Source organism: Undibacterium sp. GW821-FHT11B02 (assembly GCF_058808955.1).
This window is the reverse complement of record NZ_JBXASD010000001.1, coordinates 421,972-442,279: the sequence shown is the minus strand read 5'-3', so window position 1 is coordinate 442,279 and position 20,308 is coordinate 421,972. Positions and strand designations below refer to the sequence as shown.

Here is a 20,308-nt window from a genome sequence, read left to right as displayed (position 1 = left end):
CTGTCCTCGGCAGCATTTGTGCAATAGCCTGAAAAAGCAGCCCTGCCTGGCTATCTGGGAAATGAAAGTTCATGCGAGAGACTATATTCAATCGGTTTGTTGGCCGCTGCTGTGTGCTGCTCCTGGGGCTGCTGCCGGCGCTGGTAAGCGCACAGCAGTTGCCGTTGCGCTACTACACGACAGCCGATGGGCTGGGTAACCTGGCAGTCACGGCACTCGCAGAGGACCCTGACGGCGCATTGTGGATAGGCACGGAGAACGGTATATATCGCCATGACGGTGAGACTATTCGTCGCCCCGGCGGCGGGCCAGCGCAGGAAATCCATAGCATGGTCTTCGACCGTGATGGCTCATTGTGGGTAGGCGGTCAGACTGGCCTGTACCGTCGTAGCGGCAGCAGGTTTGTCGCCGTGCCTGCTGGAGATGCGGCATGGTCGGTGCGAAAAGGCCAAACACTGGCGGCACTACCTGATGGTGGTGTGTTGGTCGTCGGTGTCGAGGGAACCTTGTGGCGGGTGGAGGCTAGCAGTGAGCGCACACGCAGGGTGCCCGTATTGCCACCCACGCTGGCATCATCAGATCCCCATGCACTGGACGTGCGCTCCATCCTGGTTGCCCGTGATGGTGCCTGGTGGTTTGGCTGCGGTGGCGCACTGTGTCGCTGGCATGCAGGCCAGCTGGAACGCTGGGGCGCGGCCGATGGTGTACCGGAAGGCGAATGGCTGGGCCTGCTGGAGGCGAAAGATGGCTCGATCTGGGCGCGTAGCGACCGCCATGTCGTGCGACGTGCCGCTGGCACGGACCATTTTGCCAATCTGACGCCGACTGGGTTGAACCGCGGCGGGATCCATCGCTGGTTGCCGCTGCGCGAAGACAAGGCTGGTCGCATACTGACAGCGGGCGATGACGGGGCATTTCGCTGGCAGGCCGGGCACTGGCAGCACTTTGGCGAACGCAATGGTTTGCCGGAGGAGGGCTTGCGTGCCATTTTACCCAGTCGCGACGGTGACGTGTGGCTTGCTACCAATGGGCACGGACTGGTGCATTGGCGCGGCTATGCCCACTGGTCCTCATGGACAACCCGCCAAAACCTGCCCTCTGATGTAGTGTGGTCCATCGCCGACGATGGCGAGGGTCGAATCTGGATTGGTACTGCTCGCGGTGCGGTTTCAATGGACAATGCTGGCACGGAGTTGGTGCGCGAGGCTGCAATGGTTACTGGTCAGGTTAGCAACGTCGTTGCTGATGGCCGTGGCGGTATGTGGCTGGCAACCTTTGGCGGCGAGTTGTACCACCATGACCGCGCAGCCCCATGGCGCCAGGTGGCAAGTCGCCTGCCACTGGTGATCAGACTGCTGGCCACCAACGACGAATTGTGGGTTGCCACTGATCGCGGCCTGTTCGCCACGGCGCTGGACGGTGGTGGATCGGTACGTCGGCGCGACGAACTGGACCGCATGGTCACCGGCAGCGACCGGCGCATCAATGGCGCATGTGCTGAAGTGGGTAGCCGTATCGTCTGGTTGGGAACTGGCAGCGGGCTGCTGAGGTTCGACCCGGAGCACGGTTTTGCGCGGGCGCAAGTACAAGGATTGGCGCCGGACAGAGGCGTGCTCCAGCTCGCCTGCGGTGTCGGTCACGTGTGGCTGAGTACGGTGGTCGGTCATCAATTGTTACGCATCGACCTCACCCATGCCGGCGTGTTCAGGGCTGAGACGATGGAGCCGCCTCTGCTCAACGGGCGCAGCATCCTCTCGCTGCTGGAAGACCATCGTGGCTGGTTGTGGGTCGGTACCGATGCCGGTTTGGTTCGCCGGAACAGCAAGGACTGGCGTCGCTTTGACGAGAGCAACGGCCTGGCCTGGAACGACTGCGACCAGGGCGCGCTAGCAGAAGATACATTGGGGGCCATCTGGGTGGGCACCAGCCATGGTGTGACCCGGATAGATGATCCCGAAAGTATGAGGACTGCTGCACCCCTGAGGTTGCGGCTTGCCGAGGCAAAATTGGGCCATGTCAATCTGGTGCTGGGGCGCCGGACGCAAATACCCTGGTCAACACAGCCGCTGGAAGTGCGCTGGGAGGTGCCGTTCTTCACCAATCGGCAGGCACAACACACACGCTACCGCCTGCATGGGCACGATGACAGCTGGGTCGATATCACAGGTGGGGAGCTGCGCTATGCTGGTCTTGGATCGGGCAGCTATAGCCTGGAGCTGGAGGCGGTTAACGACGATTTGGGACAGACCAGCCCACCCCTGATACTGGATTTCGAGATCGCACCGCCATGGTGGCGGAGTCCACCGGCGGTGGTTGCGGCGCTGGCGCTGGCGCTGCTCCTGATTTACGCAGGTTATCGGATGCGTATCCGGCGATTGGTTAAGCACCAGACTGAGCTGGAGACACTCGTGCAGGAGCGCACCCGTGAGCTTGCCGAATCGCACGAGCGCATGCGTGAACTCGCGTTCACCGACAGCCTGACCGGCGCTATGAACCGGCGCGCCATTCTCGACCTGGCGGCGCGCGAACTGGCTCTACGGCGCCGTTACGGCGGCGCGTTGACGTTGGTGATGCTGGACCTGGACTACTTCAAGCGCGTCAACGACAACCATGGTCACCCTGCCGGTGATGCGCTGCTGCGCGAGCTGGTATCGCGCTTGCGTTCCCGGATTCGAGATGGGGATTGCATCGGCCGCTATGGCGGCGAGGAATTTCTGATCTTGCTGCCAAAATTGTCGCTGGACGAAAGTGGTGGCATGGAACGCGTGGAAGCGTTGCGGTGCGCGGTCGCCGGGCAAGCGTTTGACATTGGTACCGGGACGCCGCTCACGACGACCTGTAGCATGGGTGTGACCAGTGTGACGGATGCTGACGAAACGCTGGAATCGGTAATTGCCCGTGCCGACGCTGCGCTGTACCGGGCGAAGGCAGCCGGACGCAACCGCGTCGAGGTTGGTGTCTGATCCGTTGGCCGACGGTCGCCGTGCGCTTCAGCCAGATACGATATTTCTGATACGTGCGTAGGGATATGCTGACGGCGCGTCTCTAGTATCCCTACGGACTTGGTGCATCTCCTTACAGCAAAATCAAGATCACCTGATAGTTCATTCTTTCAAGTTCATTCATTATCCACGCAGGTCGTGGTGTTCTTGCAATAACGCTGCAAAACGACCACTCAAGGAAACCCAGGGGATGGAATAGCATGCGAATGGCTGGAAGCGGGATTGACTGTTACAAGGGGGGGCTACCCGTTTTCTTATGTGGTGCCGCAAGCGTGGCTGCCATTCTCGTCCCTGCTGGCATCCCGCCGCTGATGCTGGCGGCGTGTGTGGCGGCGGTCACAGCCGCTATGGCATGGTGGGCCGTTTGGCAGTGCAAAGCCCAGCAGCGGCACGTGGAGCAAATCGTCAGCGCCCAGTATATTGATGGCCTTGAGCCACTTTGCGTGGGTGTGCTGCCTATCTGGTCAAATCAGATAGAAATGGCCCGAAACCAGACCGAGCAGGGCATCAATGACCTCGCGACCCGCTTTGCCAACCTGTCCCAGCGACTTCAATCTGCCGTCGCGGCATCGCAAAGCAGTTCTGGTGGTGACGGTTCAGCACAAGGCGTTGTTGCCCTCCTGAATGACAGTCAAACCGAACTCAACGGCATCATTGCCTCGCTGCGCTCCAGCCTCAAGGAGAAGGAAGAGTTGCTGCATGAAATCCGTGGGCTTTCCCATTTCACCGAAGACCTTCAGCAAATGGCGAAGGACGTTGGTGCCATTGCCCAGCAGACCAATCTGCTTGCCATCAATGCGGCCATTGAGGCGGCGCGAGCCGGTGCGGTGGGCCGGGGTTTTGCGGTCGTCGCCAGTGAGGTGCGCATGCTGTCCAAACAGTCGGGCGAAACTGGCAAGAAAATCGCGGACACCGTCGAAACCGTGAACATGGCGATTGCCAACACGCTTCAGGTCTCTCACCAATACGCCCTGCAGGATGCTCAGATGGTTTCCCAGTCAGAGCAGGTGATCGAAAGTGTGCTGGGGCGGTTCCGCAGCACTGCGACCGACCTGAACGACTCGGCCACTGTTTTGCGCGAGGAGAGTCAACTCATTCAGGGAGAAATATCCGAAGTTCTGGTGGCGTTGCAATTTCAGGACAGGGTCAGCCAGATGCTCACTCATGTCCGCAACGATCAAGACAAGTTGAGCCAGACACTGGCCGAGAGTGATCAACAACTCGCCTCCGGAGTCATGCCGCAATCCATCAATGCTAGTGCCTGGCTGGATGCGCTGGCCAGCACCTACACCACGCAGGAACAGTATGCAATGCACAGTGGTAGCCAGGAGCAGCAGTCATCCAGCTCAACCGAAATCACATTTTTTTAGGAGATACACATGGCGAAAACTATTTTGATAGTGGATGACTCCACATCCCTGCGGCAAGTTGTCAGCATTACCCTTAAGGGAGCGGGTTATGACGTCATCGAAGGTTGCGACGGGCGTGACGCATTGAGCAAACTCACTGGTCAAAAAATCCATCTCATCATCTGCGATGTCAATATGCCCAATATGGACGGCATCACCTTCGTTACGGAAGCCAAGAAATTACCGGCTTACAAATTCACCCCCATCATCATGCTGACCACCGAAGCGGGCGAGGCCAAGAAACAGGCCGGCCAGTCTGCCGGTGCCAAGGCTTGGGTAGTCAAACCGTTTCAGCCTGCACAAATGCTGGCTGCTGTCGCGAAACTGATCTTGCCCTGAGCAACTCCATCAAAAACACGTCAGGGAGAAATGCATGGCAGTGACTGTTGAACAGGCCAAGGACGGCGTGTATCACCTCACAGTGAAAGGCGAGATGACGATTTACACCGCACTGGAATTGAAAGCTGAATTGCTGTCACCTCTTGCGCAGTGCGAAACCGTGGAGATGAATCTGGCAGGGGTCAGTGAAATCGATTCGGCGGGTTTGCAATTGTTGGTCATGGTCAAGACCGAAGCACAAGCGCTCGGCAAAACACTGCGCATCAGTGGCCATAGTCCGGCGGTACTGGAAATACTGGACCTGTGTGATCTGGAAGGTTTTTTTGGTGACAACGTTTTGATCCACACGGGGGAGTAACAAGATGAATCTTGACGACGCACTACAAACTTTCATTGCCGAGTGTCGCGACCTGTTGCAAGACATGGAAGAAGCGCTGCTGCGTATCGAGCTAATGCCAGAGGATGCGGATACCGTCAACGCCATTTTTCGTGCCGCACACACCATCAAGGGCTCTGCCGGATTATTTGGGCTGGACGACATCGTGGCTTTCACCCATGTGGTTGAAAGTGTATTGGACAGGATGCGCAGCAACGAGTTGCAGGTGACTCAGGAATTAGCGGCATTACTGCTGCAGAGTGGCGACCACATGAGTGAACTTGTGGACCGCATTGCCGACGGCGGGGAAATGGCCATGTCAGTGGTCGGGCAAGGTCAGACCCTGGTCAGTCAACTAAGCGCCTATCTGGAGGATGGGCCTGGTATGAGTGCCGTGCCGAACGCTGTTGTGGCTTCAGTCAAAACCCCGGTGGAATACACTTTTCCCGACACTACCCAAGGTGGCGGAGGGGAAGTGGAAACGGATCACTGGCACCTGTCGTTACGTTTTGGACCCGATGTATTGAAAAACGGTATGGACCCTTTGTCCTTCATCCGTTATTTGGGCACGCTGGGCCAGATTGTTCACATCGTTACCTGGACAGACGCCATTCCCCCGGCAGCCAGCATGGACCCGGAGTGTTGCTACCTCGGCTTCGAAATCGGTTTCAAGAGCGAGGCCGACAAAGCCACCATTGAGGGCGTGTTCGAGTTTGTGCGTGAAGATTGCCGCATCCGGATTCTGCCGCCTCACAGCAAAATTACAGAATACGTCGGGCTGCTCAGTGATCTGCCGCAGGAACAGGATATTCTGCTCGGTGACATGCTGGTGCGCTGCGGCACGCTGACACAAAATGAACTGGATATCGCGTTGGGCATCCAGAAAGCCCAAGGCCAAATGCCCGGCCAAACCCAGCTTCCCATCGGCGAAGTGCTGGTGGGTGAACATATGGTGCAGTCACCGGTGGTGGATGCCGCACTGGAAAAGCAAAAACAGCGCAAAGACAGCAAAGCTGCAGAAGCCAACCTCATCCGTGTCGATGCCGACAAGCTTGACGCCCTTATCAATCTGGTCGGCGAGCTCATTATCGCTGGTGCTGGTGCAACTCTGGCGGCCCAGCGTGCGGGCGTACCTGATCTGCTGGAAGCTACGGCCACGTTCTCAAGGCTGGTGGAAGAAGTGCGCGACTCGGCACTGGACTTACGCATGGTACAGATTGGTGGCACTTTCAATCGCTTTCAGCGCGTGGTGCGCGATGTGGGGAAAGAGCTGGGCAAGGACATTGAGCTGATTATCAGCGGTGCCGATACCGAGTTGGACAAAACCGTGGTCGAGCGCATTAGCGACCCGCTCACTCATCTGGTGCGCAACTCTATGGATCACGGCATCGAATCTGCAGACGTGCGCCTGGCCTGCGGCAAGCCTGCTAAAGGTATGCTCAAGCTTAACGCTTATCACGATGCAGGCAGCATCGTCATTGAAGTCTCAGATGATGGTGGCGGCCTGAACAAACAACGAATTCTCAAGAAAGCGATTGAGCGTGGCTTGATCACCGAAGGCCAGAATTTGAGCGATAAGGAAATCTACAATCTCATTTTTGAAGCTGGTTTTTCCACCGCCGATGCGGTCAGCAATCTGTCCGGTCGTGGTGTCGGCATGGACGTCGTGCGACGTAACATCGCCGCCCTGCGCGGCACGGTAGACCTCGACAGCATCGAAGGCCAGGGCAGTACGGTATGCATTCGCTTGCCACTCACACTGGCCATCATCGATGGCTTTCTGGTAGGTGTGGGTAATGCCGTCTACGTTATTCCGCTGGATATGGTGGTCGAATGTATCGAACTCAGCGCAGCTGACCGCGACAGCGGTGACAAGCGCTACCTCAACCTGCGTGGCGAGGTGTTGCCTTACCGGCGGTTGCGTGAACATTTCGAGGTGGAATGTGAGCCGGTACGACGTGAAAACATCGTGATCGTGCGCTATGGCGAGCACAAAGCCGGGTTGGTGGTGGACAAGCTCATGGGCGAATACCAGACGGTCATCAAGCCGCTGGGTAAAGTACTGCAGCAGATACAGGGCATTGGCGGCTTCACCATTCTGGGCAGCGGCGAAGTGGCTCTGATTCTGGACGTGCCGGGCCTGATGCGCCAGGTGGTGACCGGCGAAGAACCAGCCGAAGACCGGGGGCGCGTGTTGGCACGGAGTCGTTAGTTTTTCTGAATTCGTAGCGCGATGCTCTCGCTCTTATTGAGCTGCAGCTATAAAACATCAATGAAAATCCAAAAAGGCATTTAAATGAAACTTACCATTGCAAAAAAAATGGCTCTGCTGGCTGGTTCCGCATTGCTCGGTGTTGTCCTGCTGACCGGGCTGGGCCAACAGCAGATGGACAAGGTGTATGAGACAGCCAATTACGCCAACGTCAACACCGTGCCCAGCATTTTGCTGCTGGATGGTATGAGAGGCGACTTTGACAACATCCGGGCGCTGGTTCTGACACATGTTGTGACCGATGACAGTGCAGTCATGCAGGACCTCGATCAGAAATTAGTTGCTGCCCGTCGCCAGTTCGATGAGAAGTTGAGAACTTACGATATCAACGGCTGTCTTGGCATCTCCTGCATCGCGGACGACAAAGAGAAAGGGCTGCTGGAGGTTGTGCGTGCCCGGCTCGTGGATTACAACGTGGTCTACACGAAGGTGCTGGACCTGTCTCGTTCCCATAAGGACGCTGAGGCAGTGCTACTGATCCAGCCCCAGTTGGCACCTGCGGCCGCCAAGCTGAATGAGGCTTTGACGGCCCAGATCGACTACAACGCCGAGTTGGGTAAAAAGGGTGCAGAAGCAGCCGTTGCCGCCAAGACCAGTGCGCATAACTTTTCGCTGCTTATTGCCGCACTCACGCTGGTGGCTGTGGGTGCCATCGCCTTCATCATCACTCGTGCCTTCATGCGTCAACTCGGCGGTGAACCCGATGTGGCAGCCGACATAGCCGGACGGATCGCGCAAGGCGACCTGTCCAGCAAGATCGATGTGCAGCCAGGCGACAACACCAGCCTGATAGCGGCGATGAAGCACATGAACGACACTTTGCAAGGGCTGATTGCCCAGATGAACCACATGTCCAGTGAGCACGACAAAGGTGACATTGATGTGGCAATGGACGGCAGCAAATTTAACGGCTCGTACAAAACCATGGCAGAAGGCGTGAACACCATGGTCTTTGGTCACATCGCGGTCAAGAAGAAAGCCATGGCCTGCATCAAGGAATTCGGCGAAGGTAACTTCGACGCGCCGCTGGAGAATTTCCCAGGCAAGAAGGCTTTCATCAACGATACCATTGAGACAGTGCGTGCCAAGAGCAAGGCACTGATCGCTGACACCGAGGTGCTGGTGCAGGCGGCTAGTGACGGCAAGCTGGATGTACGTGCAGACGCCAGCAAACATCAGGGCGACTTCCGCAAGATTGTGCAAGGTATCAACGACACCATCAGCAACATTGCTGAACCGATGAAAGTCACCTCCAACTACGTGGACCAAATCGCCAAAGGCATCATCCCTGCTCAAATCACTACCGACTACCAGGGCGAATACCTGGTCATCCGCAACAACCTGAATGGCCTGATCAAAATGATGGGGGACCTGCTGTCGGAAACCAACATCCTGATTCAGGGGGCAGCCGTGGGCGAGCTCGACAAGCGTGCCCGCGCCGAGATGTTCCAGGGCGGCTGGAAGCAACTGGTGGTGGGCATCAATGACACGGTGCGCAACATTGCCGAACCGATGAAAGTCACCTCCAACTACGTGGATCAGATCGCCAAGGGCGTTATTCCCACCCAAATCACCACCGATTACAAGGGTGAATACCTGATCATTCGCGACAACCTCAATGGTCTGATCATAATGATGGGTGATTTGCTGGAAGAGACTGGCACCCTGATCCAGAGCGCCGCCGATGGCGCACTCGACAAGCGAGCCAATGCAGCCATCTTCCAGGGGGGCTGGAACGAACTGGTTGTGGGAGTTAATCAGATCATCGACGGTATTGTGCTGCCTGTGAACGAAGCAGTTGCTGTCCTCTCTGAAATGGAGAAGGGCGACCTGACAAAGACAGTTAACGGTAGCTATAAAGGCCAGTTGAACGACTTCAAGAACACCGTCAACAATACTATCGCCAAACTCTCGCAAGTCATCGGTGAAGTCAATGGTGCGGCAGCCAGCATCGCCTCGGCCAGCGAACAAGTATCTTCCACTGCCCAAAGCATGAGTCAGGCCACCAGCGAACAAGCGGCGAGCGTGGAAGAGACCAGCACGTCGGTGGAGCAAATGAGTGCGAGTATCAACCAGAACACAGACAACGCCAGGGTGACGGATAGCATGGCGTCGCAAGCGGCGAAACAAGCGGTAGAAGGAGGTAAGGCAGTCAAGGAAACGGTAGCAGCGATGAAGAGCATCGCAGGCAAGATAGGTATTATCGACGACATAGCGTACCAGACCAACCTGCTGGCGTTAAATGCAGCGATTGAAGCGGCGAGGGCGGGAGAACACGGCAAAGGCTTTGCGGTGGTGGCGGCAGAGGTGCGCAAGCTGGCGGAACGGAGCCAGGTAGCGGCGCAAGAAATCAGCGAACTGGCCAGCGGCAGTGTAGAAAAAGCGGAGAGTGCGGGCAAGCTGTTAGATGAGATAGTACCGGCGATAGGCAAGACATCGGATCTGGTGCAAGAAATTGCAGCGGCCTCGAGTGAGCAATCAAGCGGAGTGGGCCAGATTAATACAGCCATGAGCCAGCTTAACCAGATCACGCAACAAAATGCGAGCAGCAGTGAGGAACTGGCGGCGACGGCGGAAGAGATGAGCGGGCAGGCGGCGCAGTTGCAAGACGTGATGAGCTTCTTCAGGGTGGGGAGCAGTCATGCGCAGGCCGTGACAAATATCACCAAAGTTGCTGTAGCTTCCAAAACGGTGTCGGCTCGACCTGCCAGCAAAAAGGCAGCGACCAAAAGTGCAGTGGTCAGCGAAGCCGGTTTCATCCGTTTCTAAGGAAAAGCCTCATGAGTACCATGATTCAAGCCCAAAACAAGCTGCCCGCCGTGCAGAATTCCAGCATAGGACAAGGTCAGCCCGACCAGCACCAGTATCTGACTTTTATGCTTGGTGGCGAGACCTACGCCATGGGTATTCTGGCCATCAAGGAAATCATCGAATATGGCAACCTGACCGAGGTGCCGCGTATGCCGTCCTTCATCCGCGGAGTGATCAACCTGCGTGGTGCTGTGGTCCCGGTGATTGACTTGAGCGCCCGCTTTGGCAAAGCGATCACTACAGTCACACGGCGTACCTGTATCGTCATCGTGGAAGTGGTCGGCGGCGATGATACGCAGTCCGACACCCAGGTGGTGGGGGTAATGGTGGATGCAGTCAATGCGGTGCTGGAAATACCGCAGAACGAGATTGAGCCGCCACCATCCTTCGGTGCCAACATCCGCGCTGATTTCATGAATGGTATGGGAAAGGTCAATGGAAAATTTGTGATCATTCTGAACATCAACCATGTGTTGTCGGTCGATGAGATGGCAGCGCTGGCCGGGGTGGCAGGCGCGGATGCATCGCTGGCCTGAGCGCTGTTTTTGACCCTATAGCCCGAATCATGGAAAGTCGCATGAAATACACCATCTCCCTGAAAAGAATAGTGCTTACCAAGCGCTTGTATCTGTCGGGTATTTCTGCACTGACTGACTTGTCGCTGGTAGCCGCGCTGAGTTTCCGGGTTGCCCAAAGCGTGTCATACGTATAGTGAATGGCAAGCAGATTTCTACAGCGTCGCGACGCATCATTTTCCAGATTGCACGCGTCGGTACAGTCAGTTTCATTTGTCTTGGGGGAGGGGGCGTGAGTGCGTTGAATCAAAATTCATTAAAACCATCCACATCCCTGACCGCACGCGCTTTGCGTCTGGCGCTGTGCCGCATCGGCTTGGTGTCGCTGTGTGCGGGGCTGATTTCCTATTTTGTCAATCAATTGACGATTGAGGACGATGTGCGCAAGCGGCTTGTGCTCTCCGTGGAACAAACACTGCAGCGCGAATCACTGCCATTTCAGGAAATCATGGATGCGCAGCGCAACTTCCTGGCTGAGTTCAAGGACATTTATGCCAGACCAGACGAAAAGAAGGCGCTGGCAAGCGACTTTGATCAAATTTTTTACCGCCACCCGGATGGATCTTATACACAGCGCCCTGGCCTGTTTGAAGGCCAGCCGCTACCAGACGGGCGGCGCTTTGCTGCTATGTCTGCAACGTATGCGCCAGACATTGCCCTCAATGATGATATTAAGGCGCGTTTTGCCCTGTCCTACATCCTGTCCCACAAGTACGGCAGCAGCACCAGAGGGCGCTTGTTCAATTTCTATGGAGTGATTCCGGAAAAAGGATTTCCCGTCTATCAGGCAGCCGACATCGCCAAGGCATTTACGTACTCTGGCGCTGATGCGCTCCGGCTTGAGACTTTCGAATTTTACCAACGCGGTTTTGGTTCGCCCAGCAACGACACTATTTTCACGTTGATGTATTGGGATTTGTCCAACCGGGCCTGGATGACGACCATTGCGACACCTGATGTGGCCGATGCGTCTGGCAAGCATCGCATATTGGCTTGCGTGGATGTGCTACTGAACGAGTTGATGACACGCACCGCCAAGCCGGGTCCGCCGGGAGCCCACAGCATCATTTTTCTGGCAGATGCCGACGGGACGTTAATCTACCACCCGGATTATTTGGACGCTATCAAAAGCAGTGAAGGAAAGGCATCGATCAGATCACTGAAGATTTCCGACGATTACGCGGTACTCACCGCCACCCAAGGACTGTCCCCTGGTAAGACGAAACTGGTGGAAACGCGGGATGACATTATTGCCCTGGGAATTATTCCCGGTACACCCTGGGTGTTGTCGGTTCATTACCCCAGAGCTTTGATGATCCCTTCAATTGTTGAGAATCTGATGATTCTGGCAGTGTTGGGTGTGGTTACCCTGCTGCTTGAAATATTTTTGCTGCGCTCCATTCTGCAGAATCAGGTGGCACAACCCCTGTTGCGTCTGATTCGGGCGACACGCACGGTCAGGCTGTTCAAGGATCGTCCGGATCACGATGACTTGCCGATTCAATCCGATGATGAAATTGGAGAACTTGCACGCGAATTTTCTCAAATGGCCAATCGCATTTATGACGCGCGTGACCAATTGGAGAGCAAGGTTCACGAACGCACGGTAGCGCTCGAAGAGGCAAACCGGCAACTGTTGAAACTCTCTAACATTGATGGTTTGACCGGCATTGCCAACCGCCGCAGCTTTGATGAGGCACTGGAGAACGAATGGCAACGTGTTCAACGTTCTGGTGGGTTGTTGTCGCTGGCCATGATCGATGTGGACTGGTTTAAAAAGTACAACGACCACTATGGTCACCAGGCTGGTGATGATTGCCTGCGCAGTGTCGCCAGCACGCTTAAAGCACATGCTTTGCGGGCAGGGGATCTGGTGGCGCGCTATGGGGGAGAGGAGTTTGCCGTCATCAGCGTGTCCGTTGAGCAGGATCGCGTGCTGGACTTTGCGCAAAGATTGTGTCGCGCACTCCAGGCCTTGGCCTTGCCACACGCTGCCTCCCCGCTGGGGCATGTCAGTATCAGTATTGGCGTGGCAGTGATTACGCCGGTGTCAGACAAGAACGCGGCAGATCTGCTGAAAATGGCGGACGAGGCCCTGTATCGCGCCAAGGCACAGGGACGCAACCAGGCGGTCCTGGCGGGATAGTCGCGGCGAATTCATATGCTTTGATAAGTCATCGTAGTGTTTACAAGGAATTGAAAAAAATGGAAAAGCAGATGCGTGTGGGCACCAAGGTCGCGCTGGGTTTCGGAATAGTAGTGGCACTGCTGTTGAGCATCGTGACGATTTCTTCCAGCGGGATGTTTTCAATGCACGCCAGTACAACATTGATTTTGGAAGATCGCTACGTCAAAGTGAAGATGCTTGATACCGCAGTGCGTAATGCCTTGGACCAGGGCTTGCAGTTGCGCGATATGATTTTGCTTGCGGACAGCGAAGCAGGTGGTGTGCGACAGAAAATCGAGACCTTGGGAACTGAAAACAGCGAGATCCTGCAGAGGATCGACAAAATGCTGGTCGCGCCCAAGGGGCGTGAATTGTTTGGAGCGGTCATAAAGAAGCGCGATGAATTGTCCACAAGGTACGAGTTCCTGTATGGCTTGCTCAAGAGCGACAAGGCGCGGGCTCACGAGTATCTGTTGAAGGATTTCGTGCCATTCAACCGGGCCTACATAGCCGCACTGCAAGAGCTGGCACGCTTTGAAGGAGAGCTGATGGATTCCGATGCCAAAGCGTTTACGGCGCAATACGCCAGCACCAGTCAGATGATGCTGGCTTTGAGCGCGGTGACTGTACTGGCCGCCATGCTCGTCGCCTGGCTGATCACGCGTGGTCTGCTGCGCCAGCTGGGCGGTGACCCGGGAAAAATGCTTGATGTCGCAAACAGCCTGGCCGCAGGCGACCTGGCTTCGACAATCAAGCTTCGTGATGGCGACACGAATAGCGTGATGGCTTCGATGGCGACGTTGCAGCAGAAACTGCAAGAGCTGATCGCCGAGATGAATCACATGTCCTCGGAGCACGATAAGGGTGATATTGACATCAGGATCGACGAAGCAAAATTCCAGGGTTCTATCAAAGCGATGGCCGCTGGTGTCAACAACATGGTTTTCGGTCACATTGCGGTCAAGAAAAAGGCCATGGCCTGCATCAAGGGTTTTGGTGAGGGTAATCTGGACGCGCCGCTGGATAAGTTTCCTGGCAAGAAGGCCTTCATTAACGATGTCGTCGAGCAAACACGTCTTCAACTCAAGGATGCGGCGTCGGCAGCAGCAGTGTCAATGCGCATCAAGATCACGCTGGATAATGCCGCTGTCAACGTCATGATGGCGGACAACGATGGCGTTATCCGTTACATGAACAAGGCCACCGAGGCGCTCATGCGGCGTTCCGAAGCCAATATGCGCAAGGCGTTACCACAATTCAGCACTGACAAGATCATCGGCCAGAACTTTGACATTTTCCACAAAAGCCCCAGTCACCAGCGCAACCTGCTGGGTAGTCTGCGCGGCACGCACGTCACTCAAATTGCGGTAGGCGACCTGATCTTCAAATTGTCGGCCAGCCCGATATACGACCAGAAGGGCCAGCGCCTGGGCACGGTGTTGGAGTGGACTGATCGCACGGCGGAAGTAGCTGCCGAGAAGGAAGCTGCAGCAGTAACCCAGGCCGCACTGCAAGTCAAGACCACGCTGGACAATGCGGCTGTCACCGTCATGATGGCCGACAACGACGGCGTTATCCGTTACATGAACAAGGCCACCGAGTTGCTGATGCGCCGTGCTGAGTCGGATATGCGCAAGGTTTTGCCGCACTTCAGCGCTGACAAGATCGTCGGCCAGAACTTCGACATCTTCCACAAGAGCCCCAGCCACCAGCGCAACCTGCTGGCTCAACTGAAGGATACCTATCACACCCAGATCAACGTTGGTGACCTGATCATGAAGCTCAGCGCCAGTCCCATCCATGACCACCAGGGCGTTCGCCTGGGTACGGTGCTGGAATGGGTTAACCGCACCAGTGAGGTGGAGGCCGAGCGGGAAATTGCAGCGCTGGTTGCCGCCGCGACGCAGGGCGATTTCAGCAAGCGTGTCAATGTGGATGGTAAGCAGGGGTTCTACAAGCAGGTTGCCGAAGGCATGAATGAAGTCGTGAGCATCAACGAAAGCGGGCTCAACGATGTGATTCGGGTATTGACCTATTTGGAACAAGGCGATTTGACGCATCGTATCGACCGGGATTACCGGGGTGCCTTTGCGGCGCTGAAGTCATCTATCAACAACACGACCAGCAGGCTGACTCGTACCATTACCGACGTCCGCGGCGCAGCGGATATGCTGGCTTCTGCTTCCGAGACGGTGAGTGCTACGAGCCAGGCCATTGCGCATACCACCAGCGAACAAGCGGCGAGCGTGGAAGAGACCAGCACGTCGGTGGAGCAAATGAGTGCGAGTATCAACCAGAACACAGACAACGCCAGGGTGACGGATAGCATGGCGTCGCAAGCGGCGAAACAAGCGGTAGAAGGAGGTAAGGCAGTCAAGGAAACGGTAGCAGCGATGAAGAGCATCGCAGGCAAGATAGGTATTATCGACGACATAGCGTACCAGACCAACCTGCTGGCGTTAAATGCAGCGATTGAAGCGGCGAGGGCGGGAGAACACGGCAAAGGCTTTGCGGTGGTGGCGGCAGAGGTGCGCAAGCTGGCGGAACGGAGCCAGGTAGCGGCGCAAGAAATCAGCGAACTGGCCAGCGGCAGTGTAGAAAAAGCGGAGAGTGCGGGCAAGCTGTTAGATGAGATAGTACCGGCGATAGGCAAGACATCGGATCTGGTGCAAGAAATTGCAGCGGCCTCGAGTGAGCAATCAAGCGGAGTGGGCCAGATTAATACAGCCATGAGCCAGCTTAACCAGATCACGCAACAAAATGCGAGCAGCAGTGAGGAACTGGCGGCGACGGCGGAAGAGATGAGCGGGCAGGCGGCGCAGTTGCAAGACGTGATGAGCTTCTTCAGGGTTTGAGTTTCTAACTGGCGCGCACTGAATATTGACCACCAGTCTGCATTGTGCGGCAGGATTAGACCGGATCATATGGTAGATGGCTCCCCAAACAGGCAAAAATGCCTGCATGGATTGGGGTAAAGAAATCCCTACGGCAGTTTGCTGAATCCCTACGGACAAAGCAAGATTGTCTGATAGCCTGAATCACTTATTTAGGCCAATCTACACGTATGTTCATCGTATCAAAGTGGGCGAATTGTCGCTAAAAGAGGAAGAGAATTGTCATGACGTTGGAACATCAAAAGAACACGCTTCGTGGCAGCGCAATGACGCTGCCAGCTGCTGTGGTTCTGCATGACCAGGAATTTGCACTGTTCAGCGACCTGATTTACCGCATCGCGGGCATCAGCATGGCTCCGGGTAAGAAGCCGCTGGTGTCCAGCCGCCTGGCCAAACGGCTCAAGCATCACTGCCTGGACAGCTATGGCGATTATTTTCGTTTGATCACCTCACCACGGGGCAAAGACGAATTGCAGATGGCGGTTGACATGTTGACCACTAACGAGACGCATTTTTTTCGTGAACCGAAACATTTCGATTTTCTGCGTCAACGGATCATTCCAGAACACCGCAAAGGCATGGCGTTTCGTGTGTGGAGCGCGGCTTGTTCCAGCGGTGAGGAACCTTACAGCATCGCGATGGTGCTTGATGAGTTGTTGGGTAATCAGCCATGGGAGGTGGTGGCCTCGGACATCAGCACACGCATTCTGGACAAGGCGCGCAGTGGACTGTTCCCTTTGGCGCGTCTGTCGGAAATTCCCAAGCCATATTTGACCCGCCATTGCCTTAAAGGCATTGGCGAATATGAGGGAACCTTGTTGATTGAAAAATCGCTACGTGAGCGGGTGCGTTTTATGTTGCACAACCTGCTGCAGGCACCTGCAAAACTGGGTGAATTCGATGTGATTTTTCTGCGCAATGTGATGATTTACTTCGATCAGGAAACCAAGCAGAAAGTGGTGTCGCACCTGTTGCCGTTGCTACGCCCCGGTGGGTATCTCCTGATCGGGCATTCAGAAAGTCTGAACAGTGTGACCGACCTGGTAAAACCCGTTGCCCCGGCCATCTACCGCAAGCCTGACTGATGGATAACCCGGCGCACACCGTTGATATCTTCCTGCAGCCAGGGGAAGTCTATTTTGGTGGCCGTGACACGCGCATACGTACCCTGCTTGGTTCTTGTGTGGCGATCACGATGTGGCATCCCGGAATGCTCGCGGGCGGTATGTGTCACTACATGCTACCGGGTGCTCCAAAGGGCAGGCGCGGTACACCCGATGGGCGTTATGCCGACGAAGCCATGGAGCTGATGTTGTGTGAAATACGCAATGCTTACACCTCACCGGATGAGTATCAGGTCAAATTGTTTGGTGGGGGGCATATGTTCTCTATGCACCAAGCAGTCGGCACAGACCATGTGGGTGCCAAAAATGTCGAGATGGCACGTCTATTGATGAAGCGGCATGGTTTTTCGATTAATGCCGAACACTTGGGTGGGATTGGGCATCGCAGTGTGATATTTGATCTGTGGAATGGTCACGTCTGGATGCGGCACCAAGCGCCAGCAGCTTTCGATACCAGAAAAGGCGTGCTATGCGTGCAGTGAAAGTGCTGATTGTCGATGATTCCGCCGTAGTACGTCAGTTTTTAACTAGTGTGCTAGGGGAAGATCCTGGAATCGAGGTGATCGGGGCCGCATCTGACCCGGTATTTGCCATGGCGCGTATGCTGCTGCAGTGGCCGGATGTGGTCGTGCTGGACGTGGAGATGCCGCGCATGGATGGCATCACTTTCTTGAAGAAGCTCATGGCCGAGCATCCAACGCCGGTGGTGATTTGTTCTACACTGACTGAAAAAGGGGCTGCCACTACCGTGCAGGCGCTGGCAGCCGGGGCTGTCAGTATCGTGACCAAACCCAAACTCGGGTTAAAACAATTTTTGCACGACAGCTCTGACGATTTGATCAGCGCTGTCAAGGCGGCGGCGCGTGCCAACGTGCGCCGGCTGATACCGGCAGGAATGGCAGTGCTTCCCCAGCCCAAGTTATCGGCGGATGCCATTTTGTCGGCCTCTGCCCATGCCATGGCGGAGACCACAGATTGTGTGGTGGCCATTGGTACGTCTACGGGCGGGACGCAGGCGCTTGAAGCCGTACTCACTGCCTTGCCACGGACCTGTCCTGGTGTCGTGATCGTTCAGCACATGCCAGAAAAGTTTACCGAGGCCTTTGCCAGTCGGCTCAACAGCTTATGCAGTATGGAAGTGCGCGAGGCGAAGACGGGGGACAGGGTGATCCGAGGGCGGGCGCTGATTGCGCCAGGCGGCCGCCACATGCTGCTCAAGCGCAGCGGGGCGCAGTATCACGTAGATGTGGTGGACGGCCCGCTAGTGAGTCGCCACCGGCCATCGGTGGATGTGCTGTTTCGCTCCGTGGCCAAGTGTGCCGGCAGGAATGCGCTGGGTATCATCATGACCGGCATGGGGGACGATGGCGCACGCGGGCTCAAGGAACTGCATGACATGGGCGCACGTACGCTGGCACAGGACGAGGAAAGTTGCGTGGTGTACGGCATGCCCAAGGAAGCGGTGAAGCTGGGTGCCGTAGATCGGGTGTTACCACTGGGTGAAATTCATATGGAGATTCTCCGGGCTTGGCAGGGGGCGCGCTGATGGGAAATTCACTTTTCCAATTTACCGGTTTGGATTTTGCAGCAAGGGGGCGCTTGTTCACGGACGTGTTTGAATTCAGTTCTGATCCCTTGGTGGTGGTTGATGCGCACGGTGGAATGATTGAGGTCAACGCTGCCATGGAAAAAATCACCGGGATTGCGCGCGAGCAGTTAGTGGGCGGCGATTTTGTCGACTGCTTCAATCAACCTGAACAGGTTCGCGAGGTTCTGCTAAGGGTAGCGCAGGAGCAGGAAGTTCGTAATTGTGCCTGGACCGTGGTGCATGAAGAGGGGCGTGTAACAGATGTTGTCTGCAATGCGACCCTCTTCCGCGACGCGTTGGGTACAGTGCAAGGTAGCTTTTTCGTATTACGAGACGCTACGGATCTTCGGCAGTACGAAGTACAGATGTTGTTTCAAGCCAGCTATGATGCGCTGACATCGTTGCCAAACCGCAGGTTGTTTCATGACCGGCTGGAATGGGCGATGGCACAGGCGCTACACCATGAGCGCATGTTGGGCATCCTGTTTATTGACATCGATAACTTCAAGGATATCAACGATACGCTGGGACACACCGTCGGCGATGAAGTGCTTAAGGTGGTGGCCTGGCAACTGCTGGCTTCAATGGGTGAAGCCGATACCATTGCCCGGATGGGCGGCGATGGGTTCGCCGTGCTGATCGAGGATGTCAACAGTGTGGATGCCTTTCAACAGCAGGCGGAAGGGCTTTTGAGCGTGGTAGCACAGTCATGCTCCATCGAAGGTCACGAGATCGTTGTGAGTTGCAGCATCGGCGGCACGATTTACCCCCTCAACAACGGTGGCGTCAATACGCAGTTACGAAACGCGGAGGCCGCGATGTACAGGGCGAAGGATGCCGGAAAGAACAGGTTCCAGCTATTCACCCCCGGAATGGCGGCCACAATGCAGCGGCAGGTCCATATCAGCAACTGTTTGCGCGGCGCTTTAACGAGGTCGGAGTTCATGCTGCATTACCAGCCACGTGTGGAACTTGGCAGCGGGAAGATGACTGGAGTAGAGGCACTTCTTCGCTGGCAGACCGAGGGTATGGGTATGATTTCTCCAGTGGAGTTCATCCCTGTGGCAGAACGCAATGGCATGATCGTGCCCATCGGCGAATGGGTTCTATTTGAGGCTTGCCGCCAGGCGCGGCAATGGCAGCTTGAAATGGGAGCCGCGGTCAATGTGGCGGTCAATCTGTCGGCTCGTCAGTTACGGGATATTGACATCGTGAAGCTGGTTGCCCGTGCATTGGAGGAAACGGGCCTGCCAGCTCACCTGCTGGAACTCGAACTGACCGAGAGTATGTTGGTACACGATACCGAGCGGGTATTACGCACGCTCGAAGCATTGAAGGAATTGGGTGTCAGTCTGTCTGTCGATGATTTCGGCACGGGTTATTCATCCCTTAGCTACCTCAAAAGCTTTCCGCTCGACTATCTCAAAATTGACCGGTCATTTGTAATGGACCTTCCCCATGGTCCCAACGATGGAGCCATTGTGCGAGCCATTATTGACATGGCGCATAGCCTGGGACTGAACGTCATTGCCGAGGGCGTGGAAACACGCGAGCAACTGGATTTTTTACTGGAGCAGGATTGTGATGAGATTCAGGGCTATTACTTCAGCAAACCTTTGCCGCCGGATCAGTTGACGAAATTGTTGAAGGAAAACCGGAAACTCGGTTTGTGATCTTGCATTCTCGCTAAGATTGACAAGTCGAAGTTCGATATTGAAGCAGAACGGAATGACCGACCGCATCAAATTTAA

At 55.8% G+C, this 20,308-nt stretch carries 14 protein-coding genes; all 14 read left to right on the top strand.

All coding sequences use genetic code 11. The annotated features are described in order from the left end of the window. Positions 1-71: 71 nt before the first annotated feature. The 14 genes from AC1RVX_RS01885 to AC1RVX_RS01820 all read left to right on the top strand — a co-directional run bounded on the left by AC1RVX_RS01885 (position 72) and on the right by AC1RVX_RS01820 (position 20,230). Positions 72-2,963 (top strand): ligand-binding sensor domain-containing diguanylate cyclase, encoded by a 2,892-nt coding sequence (locus AC1RVX_RS01885; RefSeq protein WP_493214872.1) that lies wholly within the window; start codon positions 72-74, stop codon positions 2,961-2,963. Between the two features lie 311 nt (positions 2,964-3,274). Then, complete coding sequence (locus AC1RVX_RS01880) at positions 3,275-4,372, top strand: methyl-accepting chemotaxis protein (RefSeq protein WP_493214871.1); 1,098 nt, start codon at positions 3,275-3,277, stop codon at positions 4,370-4,372. Between the two features lie 9 nt (positions 4,373-4,381). After that, positions 4,382-4,750: a response regulator gene (locus AC1RVX_RS01875; protein ID WP_493214870.1), complete on the top strand. Its 369-nt coding sequence runs from the start codon at positions 4,382-4,384 to the stop codon at positions 4,748-4,750. A 34-nt stretch (positions 4,751-4,784) separates the two neighbouring features. After that, a complete protein-coding gene (locus AC1RVX_RS01870; protein WP_493214869.1) occupies positions 4,785-5,108 on the top strand; it encodes an STAS domain-containing protein in 324 nt (107 codons plus the stop codon). Between the two features lie 4 nt (positions 5,109-5,112). Next, positions 5,113-7,338 (top strand): chemotaxis protein CheA, encoded by a 2,226-nt coding sequence (locus tag AC1RVX_RS01865; RefSeq protein WP_493214868.1) that lies wholly within the window; start codon positions 5,113-5,115, stop codon positions 7,336-7,338. 84 nt (positions 7,339-7,422) lie between these two features. After that, positions 7,423-10,167 carry a methyl-accepting chemotaxis protein gene (locus AC1RVX_RS01860; protein WP_493214867.1) on the top strand — a complete coding sequence of 915 codons (2,745 nt, stop codon included), beginning with the start codon at positions 7,423-7,425 and terminating at the stop codon, positions 10,165-10,167. An 11-nt stretch (positions 10,168-10,178) separates the two neighbouring features. Next, a complete protein-coding gene (locus AC1RVX_RS01855; protein WP_493214866.1) occupies positions 10,179-10,745 on the top strand; it encodes a chemotaxis protein CheW in 567 nt (188 codons plus the stop codon). A 41-nt stretch (positions 10,746-10,786) separates the two neighbouring features. Beyond that, positions 10,787-10,921, top strand: a complete 135-nt coding sequence (locus AC1RVX_RS01850; protein ID WP_493214865.1) for a hypothetical protein — start codon at positions 10,787-10,789, stop codon at positions 10,919-10,921. A gap of 95 nt (positions 10,922-11,016) precedes the next feature. Beyond that, on the top strand, positions 11,017-12,930 hold the full coding sequence (locus AC1RVX_RS01845) for a sensor domain-containing diguanylate cyclase (protein ID WP_493214864.1): 1,914 nt from the start codon (positions 11,017-11,019) through the stop codon (positions 12,928-12,930). A gap of 59 nt (positions 12,931-12,989) precedes the next feature. Next, positions 12,990-15,806 carry a methyl-accepting chemotaxis protein gene (locus AC1RVX_RS01840; RefSeq protein WP_493215151.1) on the top strand — a complete coding sequence of 939 codons (2,817 nt, stop codon included), beginning with the start codon at positions 12,990-12,992 and terminating at the stop codon, positions 15,804-15,806. Between the two features lie 263 nt (positions 15,807-16,069). After that, on the top strand, positions 16,070-16,930 hold the full coding sequence (locus AC1RVX_RS01835) for a CheR family methyltransferase (RefSeq protein WP_493214863.1): 861 nt from the start codon (positions 16,070-16,072) through the stop codon (positions 16,928-16,930). Beyond that, positions 16,930-17,451 (top strand): chemotaxis protein CheD, encoded by a 522-nt coding sequence (locus tag AC1RVX_RS01830; protein ID WP_493214862.1) that lies wholly within the window; start codon positions 16,930-16,932, stop codon positions 17,449-17,451. Before AC1RVX_RS01835 ends, AC1RVX_RS01830 begins: the two co-directional genes overlap by 1 nt. After that, a complete protein-coding gene (locus AC1RVX_RS01825; RefSeq protein ID WP_493214861.1) occupies positions 17,439-18,515 on the top strand; it encodes a protein-glutamate methylesterase/protein-glutamine glutaminase in 1,077 nt (358 codons plus the stop codon). Before AC1RVX_RS01830 ends, AC1RVX_RS01825 begins: the two co-directional genes overlap by 13 nt. Next, on the top strand, positions 18,515-20,230 hold the full coding sequence (locus AC1RVX_RS01820; RefSeq protein ID WP_493214860.1) for a putative bifunctional diguanylate cyclase/phosphodiesterase: 1,716 nt from the start codon (positions 18,515-18,517) through the stop codon (positions 20,228-20,230). The genes AC1RVX_RS01825 and AC1RVX_RS01820 overlap by 1 nt, the downstream gene beginning before the upstream one ends. Positions 20,231-20,308: the final 78 nt, after the last annotated feature.